General features: G+C 62.0%; 13 protein-coding genes. 6 read left to right on the forward strand and 7 right to left on the reverse strand.

The features are described 5' to 3' along the window. Positions 1-290 precede the first annotated feature (290 nt). Together ABI546_RS00250 and ABI546_RS00255 are read right to left on the reverse strand one after the other, a co-directional pair. Positions 291-1,277, reverse strand: coding sequence for a tripartite tricarboxylate transporter substrate binding protein (locus ABI546_RS00250; RefSeq protein ID WP_348042919.1), 987 nt, complete (start codon positions 1,275-1,277; stop codon positions 291-293). Between the two features lie 75 nt (positions 1,278-1,352). Continuing rightward, on the reverse strand, positions 1,353-2,405 hold the full coding sequence (locus ABI546_RS00255) for a 1-aminocyclopropane-1-carboxylate deaminase (RefSeq protein WP_348042921.1): 1,053 nt from the start codon (positions 2,403-2,405) through the stop codon (positions 1,353-1,355). A gap of 192 nt (positions 2,406-2,597) precedes the next feature. On the opposite strand from ABI546_RS00255, the gene ABI546_RS00260 reads away from it, so the two are divergent. Further along, a complete protein-coding gene (locus ABI546_RS00260) occupies positions 2,598-3,062 on the forward strand; it encodes an Lrp/AsnC family transcriptional regulator (RefSeq protein WP_348042923.1) in 465 nt (154 codons plus the stop codon). A 19-nt stretch (positions 3,063-3,081) separates the two neighbouring features. Further along, positions 3,082-4,932 (forward strand): 7TM diverse intracellular signaling domain-containing protein, encoded by a 1,851-nt coding sequence (locus ABI546_RS00265; RefSeq protein ID WP_348042925.1) that lies wholly within the window; start codon positions 3,082-3,084, stop codon positions 4,930-4,932. On the opposite strand, the gene ABI546_RS00270 is transcribed toward ABI546_RS00265, so the two are convergent. Continuing rightward, entirely contained in the window at positions 4,929-5,423 is a 495-nt protein-coding gene (locus tag ABI546_RS00270) for an Lrp/AsnC family transcriptional regulator (protein ID WP_348042927.1), read from the reverse strand. The two genes, ABI546_RS00265 and ABI546_RS00270, sit on opposite strands and share 4 nt — an antisense overlap. Positions 5,424-5,542: 119 nt before the next feature. On the opposite strand from ABI546_RS00270, the gene mdeB reads away from it, so the two are divergent. Further along, on the forward strand, positions 5,543-8,239 hold the full coding sequence (gene mdeB / locus ABI546_RS00275) for an alpha-ketoglutarate dehydrogenase (RefSeq protein WP_348042929.1): 2,697 nt from the start codon (positions 5,543-5,545) through the stop codon (positions 8,237-8,239). Positions 8,240-8,313: 74 nt separating this feature from the next. Here the strand turns inward: mdeB and ABI546_RS00280 are convergent, their stop codons facing one another. Beyond that, positions 8,314-8,868, reverse strand: coding sequence for a fasciclin domain-containing protein (locus ABI546_RS00280; RefSeq protein ID WP_348042931.1), 555 nt, complete (start codon positions 8,866-8,868; stop codon positions 8,314-8,316). On the opposite strand from ABI546_RS00280, the gene ABI546_RS00285 reads away from it, so the two are divergent. Beyond that, positions 8,869-9,033 carry a hypothetical protein gene (locus ABI546_RS00285; RefSeq protein WP_348042933.1) on the forward strand — a complete coding sequence of 55 codons (165 nt, stop codon included), beginning with the start codon at positions 8,869-8,871 and terminating at the stop codon, positions 9,031-9,033. Positions 9,034-9,074: 41 nt separating this feature from the next. On the opposite strand, the gene purN is transcribed toward ABI546_RS00285, so the two are convergent. Beyond that, entirely contained in the window at positions 9,075-9,674 is a 600-nt protein-coding gene (gene purN / locus ABI546_RS00290; RefSeq protein ID WP_348042935.1) for a phosphoribosylglycinamide formyltransferase, read from the reverse strand. A gap of 188 nt (positions 9,675-9,862) precedes the next feature. Here purN and ABI546_RS00295 point away from each other — a divergent pair, with 188 nt between their 5' ends. Together ABI546_RS00295 and ABI546_RS00300 are read left to right on the forward strand one after the other, a co-directional pair. Further along, positions 9,863-11,044: an acyl-CoA dehydrogenase family protein gene (locus ABI546_RS00295; protein WP_348042937.1), complete on the forward strand. Its 1,182-nt coding sequence runs from the start codon at positions 9,863-9,865 to the stop codon at positions 11,042-11,044. A 31-nt stretch (positions 11,045-11,075) separates the two neighbouring features. Continuing rightward, positions 11,076-12,191, forward strand: coding sequence for an acyl-CoA dehydrogenase family protein (locus tag ABI546_RS00300; RefSeq protein WP_348042939.1), 1,116 nt, complete (start codon positions 11,076-11,078; stop codon positions 12,189-12,191). Positions 12,192-12,468: 277 nt separating this feature from the next. Here the strand turns inward: ABI546_RS00300 and ABI546_RS00305 are convergent, their stop codons facing one another. Both ABI546_RS00305 and ABI546_RS00310 read right to left on the reverse strand, forming a co-directional pair. Next, positions 12,469-12,798: a hypothetical protein gene (locus tag ABI546_RS00305; protein ID WP_348042941.1), complete on the reverse strand. Its 330-nt coding sequence runs from the start codon at positions 12,796-12,798 to the stop codon at positions 12,469-12,471. Positions 12,799-12,899: 101 nt separating this feature from the next. Then, the coding region (locus tag ABI546_RS00310) for a DUF6228 family protein (RefSeq protein WP_348042943.1) at positions 12,900-13,365 on the reverse strand (466 nt) is incomplete at its 5' end.

Consider the following 13,365-nt stretch of genomic DNA (forward strand, 5'->3'; position numbering starts at 1 on the left):
ACCGCCTCAATGCGCGCGATGCAGGCTTCGAGGAGTTCGACGGGCGATATCTGCCTGGCTTCAATCAGGCGCCGCAGTTCAACCGCGGAAAGGGCCACGAGGTCGTCGCAGCCGGCCATCATGTGTTCCCGGCGCTGCGCGCCACCCGCGTTGCATGAAAGCGCAGGGCTAAGGCCAGGGCCACCGCGGAACCGGCCTTGGCCTGTCCTGAGCTTGTCGAAGGGCCGGGCCGCTGGTGGCGCCCCCTGAGGGGGAGGCGGCCGTAGGCCGCTTCGGGGGGGAGCTTCATCCTAATCGATCCGGATGTTGGAGCGCATGGCGATCACGCGCATGCGCGGAAGCTCGTTTTCGATGCGTGCCGAAACGGCGGCAGCGGGCTCCCAGGCGTACTCGAGTCCGTTGGCGATGAGTTTTTCGCGAAGTTCGGGGTCCTTCATCGTCTCGGCCAGCGCCTTCTGCAGCTTGGTTCTTGCATCCGCCGCCAGCCCCCTGGGCGCGGCAATGGCGAGCCAGGAATCAGCGGCAAAACCAGGAAATCCGCTCTCCGACACGGTTTTCACCGTGGGCATTTGTGTCGCGCGGCTCTCGCCAGTGACGGCAATGGCCTTGATCCTCGGCTTGGCCGCCTTCAGTTGCGGCAGCGCCGCCGCGACGGTGTCGATGGTGAAAGGGATCTGGCCGGCCATCAAGTCGTTCATCGCCGGCGCACTGCCCTTGTAAGCGATGTGCTGCAGCTTGATGCCGGTGACGCTCCACAGCATTTCGCCGGCGAAGTGCCCTGTGGTGCCGTTGCCGAACGAGCCGTACATGTACTTGTCCGGTGCGCGTTGCACCGCTGCGATCAGCTGCTTCAGGTCGTTGACAGGGACATCGGCGTTGGCCAACAGAACAAGGGGAACGCGCGCCACCATCCCGACAGGTTCGAAACTCTTGATCGGGTCGTAAGGCAGCTTGGGCATGAGCGCCGGGTTGACCGTGAAGGTGGACCCAGAGCTGATCAGCAGCGTATAGCCGTCCGGCGCAGCCTTTGCAACGTACGCGGCACCGACGACGGTGCCCGCGCCCGGGCGATTTTCGATGACCACCGGCTGGCCCAGGCGTTCAGCCAGTTTCTTGCCGACCAGCCGTCCGGCGATGTCGGTGGCGCCTCCCGGCGGAAAAGGAATGACCAGCTGGACTGGCCGGGACGGATAGCCCTGCGCATGGACGGCAGCCCAGGGGGCCAGTAAGACCAGCGCCGTGGCCAGGAAGAAGTGCTTTGCATACCTTGTTTTCATCGTATTGCCCTCTTTGATACGGCACAGGCCGCGTTGATCATCCACTCATCCACTCATCCCTCAATAGATCACCGATCATCCATTGCGAAACAGAAAGCTGTAGGCGTTGAGGGCCGGCACGCCGCCCAGGTGGGCGTACAGCACGCGCGAGCCGGCCGGGAACTCACCGCGGCGCACCATGTCGATCATTCCGTGCATGGACTTACCCTCGTAGACGGGGTCGGTCAGCATGCCTTCTTGCCGCGCGCACAGGCGGATCGCCTCCAGCGTGCCTTCGCTCGGCAGGCCGTACTCGGGGCCGCCGTAGCGGGTATCCAGCACTACATCCTTCGCGGTGATCTCGCGATTGAGCTCCACCAGCTTCGCGGTGTTCTGCGCGATGCGCAGGATTTGTGCGTGGGTTTTCTCGGGCTTGGCCGAGGCGTCTATGCCGACCACGCGGTCGGCCCGGCCGTCGGCCGCGAAGCCCACCACCATGCCGGCCTGCGTGCTGCCCGTGACCGAGCAGACCACGATGTAGTCGAACTGGAAGCCGAGCTCGGCCTCCTGTGCGCGCACCTCCTCGGCAAAGCCGACAAAGCCCAGCCCGCCGTAAGGATGCTCCGAACATCCCGCGGGAATCGGAAAAGGTTTGCCGCCGCCCTTGCGCACGTCGTCCATGGCCTGCTCCCAGCTCGGGCGTATGCCAATGTCAAAGCCCGCGGCGTCCAGCCGCACGTCGGCACCCATGATGCGCGACATCTCGATATTGCCCACGCGGTCGTACACCGCGTCGGAGTAATTGACCCAGTTTTCCTGCACCAGCACGCACTTCATGCCCAGGTGCGCAGCCACCGCCGCCACCTGCCGTGTCTGGTTGGACTGGATGCCGCCAATGGACACCAGCGTGTCGCAGCCCTGCGCCAACGCTTCGGGAATCAGGTACTCCATCTTGCGGGTTTTGTTGCCGCCGAAAGCCAGGCCGCTGTTGCAGTCTTCGCGCTTCGCGAAAAGTTCGACCTTGCCGCCCAGGTGCGCGCTCAGGCGCTTGAGCGGCTGGATGGGCGTGGGGCCGAAGGTCAGTGAATGGCGGGGAAATTTCTGGAGCTGGAGCGCGTGTTGGACGGGATGCTTGAGCGAAGTAGACATGAAAAAAAGTCCTGGTTGAAGATGAAGCTTTAAAGATGAAGCGCTAAGTGCATGGGTCAAATCGTAGCCAGAGCACCTCGCAATGAGTTGCTTAGTTCAGCGTCATAACGAACCTAAAGTCGCCAAATTTTTAAACCGGAAGAATAAATTCCGTAAATTTGCCTTTTTACGCAATATTTGTAGAATTCCCCAATGGAAACCACGCTTGACCGCATTGACCGCAAGCTCCTGAAGCTGCTGCAGCAGGACGCATCCCTCCCCAATATCGAACTGGCCGAAAAAACCAGCCTCAGCCCGCCCGCGTGCTCACGGCGCGTGACCAGGCTCAGGGAAGCGGGCCTCATCCGCAAGACGGTGGCGCTGGTGAACCCGCGCGCCCTGGGGTACAACGGGCTGGTCATCATCGGCGTGGTGCTGGACCGCTCCACCACCGACTCCTTCGCGGCGTTTGAAAAGGCCGCGGCCGGCCTCACCGGTTGCCTGGAAGTGCAGCTGGTGACCGGCGAGTTCGACTACTTCGTGAAGCTGCGCATCCAGAGCATCGACTCCTTCAATGAACTGCATGCGTCGCAGCTCATCGGTCTGCCCGGGGTGCGGCAGATCCGCACTTTTGTCTGTCTCAAGGAAGTGTTCGAGACGACAGTGATTCCGGTTTGAGCCGGCTTTGCAATAAGCTATGCAGATGTATCAAACGGCAAGTCTTCGCGGTCTTTTCCTGATGCTGCTCTGCGCATGCTTCGGCGCAAGCCACGCGCAGGTTTTTGACCGCCTCTACGAAGACAGTGCCACCATCCCGCTGGCCCAGCCGCTGCAATGGGTCGCGGTACCCAAGGGCGCCATCGACTCACCCGATGCCTTTGCGGCCCCCGCCCCCGTTGCCGGACCGTGGAACTTTCAGCCCTACACGGACGACTCCATCCTCCCCACGTCAGATACGCAGGAGGTGTGGGCCGTTTTTGCATTGCCGCCCACCGAAGCGTTGCAAGCCTGGTACATCCGCATGCCGGGCCAGGCGCTGTTTCGGATGAGCCTTTTCACACGCAATCCGCAGGGCGGCTGGGTCGTTGAGGCCGCGGGCGAGGCAATCGCCCCGGCCGCCTGGCCCCTTCGCACCCGTGTTCCCAGCTTTGCACTGCAAACACGCAGTGACGGTGTGCAAACCTACTACCTCCGCTTTGAGCACCGCCGGGCCATCGCGGCGCGGCCCATGCTGCTCACACCCATTGAGTACATCGACGGCGCATCCCGGGTCGGTGTGGTGATCGGGCTGATGTGGGGAATGTTCAGCCTGCTGGCGGTGGTCTGCCTCGCGGCCTTTGCCATGGCGCGCAACAAAGTCTTTTTGTGGTTTGGCGCTGTCGTGGTCACGCTGATGTTCACACAGCTGGTATTGATTGGCTATGGGGGCTGGCGCATCTGGCCGCACAGTGCGCACCTGAACCAGGTCATGGGTTGGGTGTCGGCTTCAGTCGCCATGGCAGCCGGTGCCTGGTTTTGCACCCAGGCCAGCTACGCCAGCAGTGGCTACCCGCAGCTGCACCGCCTGCTGCTGGGCGTGACCGTCGGCAGCCTCCTGTTGGCGTGCTTCATGACCGTCAGCCAAAACTTCGTGCCACGCGACGTGCGCAACCTCTGGCTGGCCTTTTCCACGCTGGCCATTCTGGGCAGCCTGGTGTGGATGTCGTTGCGCGGGCAGGCATGGAACCTTTTGATCCTGCTGGGCGCCGCACCCATCGGCCTGGCCGCGTTAGCCCGGCTTGCTTACAACACAGGCTGGGTCTCGAATGTGGAAGCGGCGCAGGCGGCCGGCGTCTTGTCAGCCATGCTCGGCCTGCTCTGGATTTTTCTGGTGCTGGCATGGCGCAGCCGGGCTGCGCTGTTTTCCAACCACCGCAGCGCAGCACTGGCAACTTACGACCCTGCCAGCGGCCTGATGCTGCCCCACATCATCGGCAGCAGGCTGCCGCAAATGTTGCTGCGCGGCCGGCGGCAGCGCCTGGGCTGCGGGACGTTGATGGTGCGCTGGCTCGATCAGGCCCCGAGCCATGACGAAGAGAGCGACCGCAAACGCGGCGCCGCACTCTCCCGCATGGGCGAGATCCTGCGCGGAGCGGCGCGCGATGTGGACACCGTAGTCCGCCACGGGGAAAACGAGTTCCTGATGCTGATCGAAGGCCCGATCAACCGCAGTGTCCTTTCTGAAATTTCCACCAAGATCCTGGCCGACTGCATACGTGCCTCCGAAAAGCTGGGCGAGGCGAGTGCCTACCACCTGCACATTGCCATCTGGCACGACACACCCGGGCCGCAAACCACCGCGCAAGAGGTCCTGGAAAGGCTCAAGTCCCGCCTGCACCAGATGGCCCCCGGAACCCGGCGCTATGTGCAGTTTGTGGACTCCCCGAGTGAGCCCTTGAGCGATCCGGGCGAAGGCAAGGGACGGCGGGAAGACCTTCTCGCCAAGATCAATGAGATTGAAACCTCGGACCCGGTGCTGGCCGGTGAACGGGCTTCAGCACTTCCCTAGCGCTTGCCGGCAGATTCGGGCGCTTTGGCCGCCGGCAAAGGCAATGCCGTCTTGTACCTGACTTGCTTGAGTGCAAAGCTCGACCGTATCTTCTCGATCCCCGGGATCGGCGACAGCTGCTCAAGAATGAATCTCTCCAGCGCCCCAATGTCGGCCACCGCCACGCGGATCAAATAGTCGCTGTCACCCGACATCAAATAGCACTCCATCACCTGGTCATGCTCGGCAATGCGTTGCTCAAAATCAGCGAGCGACTCCTTGCTTTGCGAACGCAGGCTGATGGAGATGAAGACATTCAGTCCCAAGCCCAACGCCGCCGCATTGGCAATCGCCACATAGCGGTCGATGACGCCGGCGGTCTCAAGCGCCTTCACGCGAGCCAAGCATGGGGAGGGGCTCAGGTGCACGCGGCGCGCGAGCTCCACATTGGAGAGCGAGCCATCGTGCTGCAATTCGTCCAGAATCTTTAGATCAAGGTTATCCAGCTGCATCAGCTTCAAAATAAGTTGTTTGCAGCATTTTATGCTTTTAAATAGCATTAAGCCCCGATATTGAAGCTACACCTTCCGGGCAAATCTGCGTACAGTGGTTTTGCCACGAACTTGATGCCATGAACGATTCCACACCCCACCATTTACTGATGCAAGCCGCCTCTTCCGCCGCTCCCTCCACTGACCCCGACCCGCAGGAAACCGCCGAATGGCGTGAAGCGTTTGAAGCCCTGGCCCTCACCCAAGGCCCTGCGCGTGCACGGGAGATGCTGCATGAACTGAGCCGCGTTGCCCGCAAGCAGCGCATCGGCTGGCAGCCCGAACTCGCCACGCCTTACGTCAATACCATCGGCGTGGACGAGCAGCCCGTGTTTCCCGGCGACCTGGCGATGGAAGAGCGCCTGGCGTCGCTGATGCGATGGAATGCGCTGGCGATGGTGGTGCGCGCCAACCAGGCCGAGACAGGCGGTTCGGCCGAGCTAGGCGGGCACATCGCCAGCTACGCGAGTGCCGCCGACCTGTTTGAAACCGGCTTCAACCACTTCTTTCGCGCACGTGAGGGCGTGGAGCAAGGCCAGCACCGTGGCGACCTGGTTTTCTTTCAACCGCACAGCGCACCGGGTGTTTATGCACGTGCCTACCTTGAAGGCCGCCTGGACGAAAAAGACCTGGGCTTTTACCGCCAGGAACTCACCGCCCCCAGCCAGGGCGCGCAGGGCCTGTGCAGCTACCCGCACCCCTATTTGATGCCGGACTTCTGGCAGTTCCCGACCGGCTCCATGGGCATAGGCCCGATCAGCTCGATCTACCACGCGCGCTTCATGCGCTACCTCACGCACCGGCGTTTGCTCGACTGCACAGGCCGCAAAGTCTGGGGCGTGTTCGGCGACGGCGAGATGGACGAACCCGAATCGATGAGCGCATTGACGCTGGCTGCGCGCGAGGGGCTGGACAACATGGTCTGGGTCGTCAACTGCAACCTGCAGCGCCTGGACGGCCCGGTACGCGGCAACGGCCGCATCATCGACGAGCTGGAAAAGCTCTTTGCCGGCGCCGGCTGGAACGTCATCAAGCTCGTCTGGGGCAGCGATTGGGACGGCCTCTTCGCGCGCGACCTGACGGGTGCATTGGCAAAAACGTTTGCGCAGACGGTGGACGGCCAGATGCAGACCTTTGCCGCGAAAGACGGGCGCTTTAACCGCGACAACTTCTTCGGCCAGAACGCCGAGCTTGCGCGCCTGGCCCAGGGCATGACGGACGAGCAGATCGACCGTCTGAAACGCGGTGGCCACGACCTGGTGAAGATCCACGCGGCTTACGCTGCGGCGGCCAACCACCAGGGCCAGCCCACCGTCATCCTGGCGCACACCAAAAAGGGTTACGGCATGGGTAGCGCCGGCCAGGGGAAGATGACCACGCATTCGCAGAAAAAGTTCGACGGTGATGACCTGATCGAATTTCGCAACCGCTTTAACCTGCCGCTGTCCGACGAGCAGGCGAAAAACCTGGCCTTCTATAAACCCGCAGCCGACAGCGCCGAGATGCAGTACATGCACGCCAAACGCGCGGCGCTGGGCGGCTATTTGCCGCGGCGTGAAACGGCGGCCGAGATCCTGAATGTTCCGGCCCTGCCCTCCTACGCGCAATTCGCGCTGGCGGCGGACGGCAAGGAGATGAGCACCACCATGGCCTTTGTGCGCATGCTGGGCGGCCTGCTGAAAGACAGCGCACTGGGCCCGAAGATCGTGCCCATCGTGGCTGACGAGGCGCGCACCTTCGGCATGGCCAACCTGTTCAAGCAGGTGGGCATTTACTCCAGCGTGGGCCAGCGCTACGCACCCGAAGACATCGGCTCGGTGCTGAGCTACCGCGAGGCGCTCGACGGCCAGATTCTGGAAGAAGGCATCAGCGAAGCCGGCGCCCTGGCCAGCTGGACGGCCGCAGCCACCAGCTACAGCGTGCACGGCCTGGCGATGCTCCCCTTCTATATTTATTACTCGATGTTCGGCTTTCAGCGTGTGGGCGACCAGATATGGGCGGCTGCCGACCAGCGCGCCCGTGGCTTCCTGCTGGGCGCGACTTCAGGCCGCACCACGCTGGGCGGCGAAGGCCTGCAGCACCAGGACGGCACCAGCCACCTGATCGCCGCCACCATTCCCAACTGCAAGGCCTACGACCCGGCCTTCGCCAGCGAGCTGGCCGTGATCCTGGACCGCGGCATGCAGGAAATGATGGTCGAGCAGAAAGACGTTTTCTACTACGTCACGCTGATGAACGAAAACTACGCCCAGCCCGATCTGCAGCCCGGCTCCGAGGCAGACATCATTCGCGGTTGCTATCAATTCAATAGCTGGTTGCGCTCGCCAGTATTGGGCCAGAGCCTTAAAATGCTTAAGAAATCAGCATCTTCCGTCACCCTGATGGGTTCAGGCGCGATCCTCACGGAAGTCGTCAAGGCGGCGCAGAAACTGGCGCAGCAGGGCATTGAGGCCACGGTATACAGCGTGACCAGCTGGAGCGAACTCGCGCGCGACGGCGCGGCATGCCAGCAGCTGGCCATCGACGGCGGCGCGGTTAACGTGCCCTTCATTGCGCAGCAGTTGCAAGCCAGCACCGGCCCCATCATTGCCGCCACCGACTATGTGCGTGCCGTGCCTGAAAGCATCCGCGCCTTTGTGCCAGACGGCCGGCGCTACCTCACACTCGGCACCGACGGCTTTGGCCGCAGCGACACGCGTGCCGCGTTGCGCGAATTTTTCGGTGTCGATGCGCAGAGCATCGTGAAGGCAGCGCTGCACATGCTGAATCAAAAGTAAGCAACTCACCGAAAATGCCAAAGCCCGTGCGCGAATACATCGCGCACGGGCCCCGGCAGGAAGCAGCTCCCGGCTTACTTAGGCAACAGCACCTTGTCGACCACGTGGATCACGCCGTTGGACTGGTACACGTCGGCAATCGTCACTGTCGCAACGCCGCCTTTTTCATCCGTCACCGTGACCTTGCCACCAGCCGACTTGGCCACCAGCGTGCCGCCGGCCACCGTCTTGATCGAGGCCATGCCCTTGCCATCAGCAATCATCTTGCTGATGGCGGCGGCGTCCCACTTTCCGGACACGACGTGATAGGTCAGGATGCCGGTCAGCATGCCCTTGTTTTCAGGCTTGAGCAGGGTGTCTACCGTGCCGGCAGGCAGCGCTGCGAACGCGGCGTTGGTGGGCGCGAACACGGTGAAGGGGCCAGGGCCTTTGAGCGTGTCAACCAGTCCCGCAGCCTTGACGGCGGCAACCAACGTGGTGTGGTCCTTCGAGTTGACGGCGTTGTCGATGATGTCTTTGCTGGCCAGCATGGGCGCACCGCCCACCATAATCTGCGCAAAAGACGGAATCGCCGCGAACGACAGTGCCAGGGCCACGCCGAGGGAAGCGAGTTTGTGTTTTGTCTGCATGTGAATTCCTTTGAAGTTGAACCGAACCGAATCGACATGATTCAGGCGGCTGCATTGAATACGGGCGCCAAGGCCCGCTGGATTCAAAACAGACGAGGTATCAACACTTTTTTCGCCAATGCATCAAAGGTCGGCATCAAAGCCCTGGCGCCAAGCACGGCGTAAAAGCACAGCGTCAAAAAAGAACCCGCAGACTTGCCGTGCCCTCAGGAGGCCTGGGCGAAGAAGGCACGCACCGCTTGCGGATAGATCAGGTGTTCCTGCGTCAACACCCGGGCTGCCAGGGTGTCGGCCGTGTCGCCCGGCAGCACCGGGACCACAGCCTGTGCCAGCGCATCGCCATGGTCCAGCTCGGCAGTCACCTGGTGCACGGTGGCGCCAGCCACTTTGCAGCCCGCATCGATGGCGCGCTGGTGTGTGTGCAAGCCTGGGAAAGCAGGCAGCAGCGAGGGGTGGATATTGATGAGCCGCCCGGCGTAGCGCTGCACAAAACCCGGCGTCAGGATGCGCATGAAGCCCGCCAACACCACCAGCGCCGGTTCGTACGGGTCAATGCGGGCCATGAGTTCCGCCTCAAAAGCTTCGCGCGATGCGAACGACTTGTGCGGGATTGCCGCGGTAGCGATCCCCAGCCCCTGGGCCAACACCAGCCCCCCTGCCTCGGCCCGGTTGCTGATCACGGCGGCAATTTGCACGCCCCATTGGCCAAGCCAGTTCTCTTTTTCCGCGGCGCGGGCGATGGCCACCATGTTGGAGCCGCCGCCCGAGATCAGGATGACGATGTTTTTTTTCGGTGCACTTGCCATAACCGCCTAGTTTAGAGGGCGGAACGCCGTCACTGGCCGGAGCAGGCCGCAGACTCGTCTGGCCGGTCAAATCAGGGCGGGCAAATGTCCCAACTGAGACATAAAATTGCGAACGACCGTGCTAAAAATAGAAATTGCCTGCAGGCCACCGGCTGCGGCACCCCGACAACCCCGGAGACAAGCCCGCCATGGATTTAGCTTTCACCCCTGAAGAACAGGCCTTTCGCGAAGAGATACGCGCCTGGGTTCATGCCAACCTGCCCAAAGACATTTCGCACAAAGTGCACAACGCCCTGCGGCTGTCGCGTGACGACATGCAGCGCTGGGCCAAGATCCTCGGTAAAAAAGGCTGGCTGGGCCACGGCTGGTCCAAGGAATTTGGCGGCCCGGGCTGGAACGCGGTGCAAAAGCATTTGTTTGAAGAAGAGTGCGCACTGGCCGGCGCGCCGCGCGTGGTGCCTTTTGGCCCTGTCATGGTGGCGCCCGTCATCATGGCCTTTGGCAGCCCCGAGCAGCAAAAGCGCTTTTTGCCCGGCATTGCCAGCGGTGAGGTGTGGTGGAGCCAGGGCTACAGCGAGCCGGGCTCGGGCTCCGACCTCGCGTCCGTCAAATGCCGGGCCGAACGCCAGGGTGACAAATACATCGTCAACGGCCAGAAAACCTGGACCACGTTGGGTCAGTACGGCGAGTGGATTTTTTGCCTGGTGCGCACCAGCACCGAAGGCAAACCGCAGACCGGCATTTCCTTTTTGCTGATCGACATGAAGTCGCCCGGCGTGACGGTGCGCCCCATCGTGCTGCTCGACGGCGAAGCCGAGGTCAATGAGGTCTGGTTCGACAACGTCGAAGTGCCGGCCGAAAACCTGATCGGTGAAGAAAACAAGGGCTGGACCTACGCCAAGCACCTGCTGAGCCATGAACGCACCAACATTGCTGACGTGAACCGCGCCAAGCGCGAGCTTGAGCGTTTGAAGCGCATCGCCAAGGCCGAAGGCGTCTACGACGACCTGCGCTTTCGCGACGAGATCGCCAAACTCGAAGTTGACGTGGTGGCGCTGGAAATGCTGGTACTGCGCGTTCTCTCAGCGGAGAAGTCGGGCAAGAACTCACTGGACATCGCTGGCCTGCTCAAGATTCGCGGCAGCGAAATCCAGCAGCGCTACAGCGAGCTGATGATGCTGGCCGCCGGCCCCTTCAGCCTGCCCTTTATCGAAGAAGCCATGGAGGCCGGCTGGCAAGGCGACTTCCCTGGCGGCTTGCCCGGCGATGCGCCGCTGGCGTCCACTTACTTCAACATGCGCAAAACCACGATTTACGGCGGTTCCAACGAAGTTCAGCGCAATATCGTCTCGCAAGTCGTTCTTGGCTGATTCGGTCGCACCAGAAAACAGGAAACACATCATGGATTTCGATTTCACCGACGATCAGGAACAACTGCGCGACGCCGTTCGAAAATGGGTCGACAAGGGCTACGACTTTGAACGCCGCCGCGGCATCGCCAAAGCGGGCGGCTTCTCGCGCGAGGCCTATGGCCAGATGGCAGAACTGGGTCTGACGGGCCTGTACATTCCCGAAGCCGACGGCGGCCTCGGCATGGGCCCCGTCGAGGGCATGGTGGTGATGGAAGAGCTGGGGCGCGGCATTGTGCTCGAGCCGCTTGCGCAGACCTTGATCGCCGGCGGCGTGCTGTCGAACTACGCTCCCGAAGCCGTCAAAGCTGCGTGGTTGCCAAAAATCGCCGCAGGCGAAAGCCTGGTGGTGCTGGCCTACCAGGAACGCGCCGCGCGCTATGATTTTCAAAAATGCGAAGCGAAAGCGGCTGCAGCCGGCGACGGATGGGCGCTAACAGCTATCAAAAGCATAGTACCCGCCGGTGACCAGGCCGATGCTTTTATCGTCCCCGCTCTGGCTGACGGCAAGCTGGCGCTGTTCCTCGTTGAACGCACGGCGAGCGGCGTAACGACTGCTGGCTACAGCACGCAAGACGGCGGCCGCGCCGCTGAAGTGACGCTGAAGAACGCGCCCGCCGCGCTGATCACACTGGACGGCCTGACGGCCCTGGCCCACGCCGTCGACATCGGCATCGCCGCGACCTGCGCCGAAGCCGTGGGCGTGATGGACAAGACACTGGCCATCACCGTCGAATACATGAACACCCGCAAACAGTTCGGCGTGGCCATCAGCAGCTTTCAGGCGCTGCGCCACCGCGTGGCCGACATGAAGATGCAGCTGGAGCTGGCCCGCTCCATGAGCTACTACGCCTCACTCAAGCTCAACGCCCCGGCCGACGAACGCACCCGGGCGCTGGCCCGCGCCAAGTACCAGTTGGGTGTCTCGATGCGCTTTGTGGGCCAGCAAGCGGTGCAGCTGCACGGCGGCATCGGCGTGACAGACGAATACATCGTGAGCCACTACTTCAAAAAGCTCACTCAGCTGGAAATGACCTTTGGCGACACGCTGCACCAGCTGGGTGAGGTGTCGAGCCGAATGCAGGAGACGGCTGGCGTGTTTGCTTGAGCTTGTGGTTGTGCCCTGCAAGCACCGTTTGGGTCGTCCTTGCCAAAGGCATTGCATTTGAGCGAGGTAATAGCAGCGGCTGTAGATAGAGGTCCGAGCCAAGGCGGTGGCAAAAGCTAGACGGCGGAAATGCCCGCTTCGGTGACGCAGATTCCATGTCGGCACGGGCCACAACAGAGCCCACCTCAGATGCCGGATATACGACTGCAGGCGCTTCCCCAATAGCCAATCTATCGGTCAACCTCTTGCCGTTGAGGGGGAGTCCATATATGACAAGTTAGACATCACGGCCCCCTCTTGTGTGGTCGTACTCATCGAAGAATAGCTCACCAGCTTTTTCTAGGAAGGTGGCGCACTCTCGAGCCTCCGCCTCCGAGGCGCACACGATCCCGTACAGCAGGACGAAGGGAAGATCGGCAGTTTTCGCCACGCTCATAACCCGGCTCTGGTCGGGTGAAAAGTAGGAGGGCCGCGCCGTCACCCAAGCCGCAGGCCAATGGAACGGGGCGTGCTCGCTTGGAAGTTCGGTCACCTCGATCTCGCCGCTCGCGTTCCCCAGAGCCGAGGTTGGCGATGTAAACACGGGGATGTCGATTCGCACGCGCATCGGTGATGTCTAACGTTGGAGGCCACTGGGACGCAACCCGTGCCGCGCAGCGGCAGCCTTCGGTTGCGTGTCCATGTGGGCCGAAAGGTTAGAGCTCGATCTCATCCCAACACATCCTTCACTACGGTTGCCATTTCTTCGAGTTGACCGGCGGTGAAGCCGATGCAGACGTTGAGGTGACTGTCGTAGTCTTGACCTTCCAGTTCTACTCGAAGCTTCACATGACCAGTGCTGTCAGTAGACGCCGTGAACTGGACCCGTCGATCCAGATCTTGCCACGACTTTTCGCCCTTCCACCCACGCCACTCTGTAGCCATTGCCGAGAACATACCACTGGGTGAACCGTTGTGGATGGTCGAGGCAGGTGCCCTGCCACTAAACCAAGGTGTTTGAATAGAGACATCGAACTCTGTCTCACCGTCATAACGCCGGGTCACCGACATCGACAGCACAGAACCGTCTTCAGGGGATTTGAAGGATGCGATGTCCACGGCGAGCGCTAACGTTGGAGCCAACCGGACAGCAACACCTGCGGCGCAGCCGCCTCCTGCCGTTGCGGGTCCGTGT

The organism is Polaromonas sp., from assembly GCF_039932935.1.
Taxonomy (GTDB): domain Bacteria; phylum Pseudomonadota; class Gammaproteobacteria; order Burkholderiales; family Burkholderiaceae_C; genus Polaromonas.

What these genes read in the sequence shown, in the direction of transcription:
- ABI546_RS00270 (WP_348042927.1), bottom strand. Translation starts at nt 5,423, where the DNA reads ATGCAGCTGGATAACCTTGATCTAAAGATTCTGGACGAATTGCAGCAC.
- mdeB (WP_348042929.1), top strand. Translation starts at nt 5,543, where the DNA reads ATGAACGATTCCACACCCCACCATTTACTGATGCAAGCCGCCTCTTCC.
- ABI546_RS00295 (WP_348042937.1), top strand. Translation starts at nt 9,863, where the DNA reads ATGGATTTAGCTTTCACCCCTGAAGAACAGGCCTTTCGCGAAGAGATA.
- ABI546_RS00300 (WP_348042939.1), top strand. Translation starts at nt 11,076, where the DNA reads ATGGATTTCGATTTCACCGACGATCAGGAACAACTGCGCGACGCCGTT.
- ABI546_RS00265 (WP_348042925.1), top strand. Translation starts at nt 3,082, where the DNA reads ATGCAGATGTATCAAACGGCAAGTCTTCGCGGTCTTTTCCTGATGCTG.
- ABI546_RS00250 (WP_348042919.1), bottom strand. Translation starts at nt 1,277, where the DNA reads ATGAAAACAAGGTATGCAAAGCACTTCTTCCTGGCCACGGCGCTGGTC.
- purN (WP_348042935.1), bottom strand. Translation starts at nt 9,674, where the DNA reads ATGGCAAGTGCACCGAAAAAAAACATCGTCATCCTGATCTCGGGCGGC.
- ABI546_RS00260 (WP_348042923.1), top strand. Translation starts at nt 2,598, where the DNA reads ATGGAAACCACGCTTGACCGCATTGACCGCAAGCTCCTGAAGCTGCTG.
- ABI546_RS00255 (WP_348042921.1), bottom strand. Translation starts at nt 2,405, where the DNA reads ATGTCTACTTCGCTCAAGCATCCCGTCCAACACGCGCTCCAGCTCCAG.
- ABI546_RS00280 (WP_348042931.1), bottom strand. Translation starts at nt 8,868, where the DNA reads ATGCAGACAAAACACAAACTCGCTTCCCTCGGCGTGGCCCTGGCACTG.
- ABI546_RS00305 (WP_348042941.1), bottom strand. Translation starts at nt 12,798, where the DNA reads ATGCGCGTGCGAATCGACATCCCCGTGTTTACATCGCCAACCTCGGCT.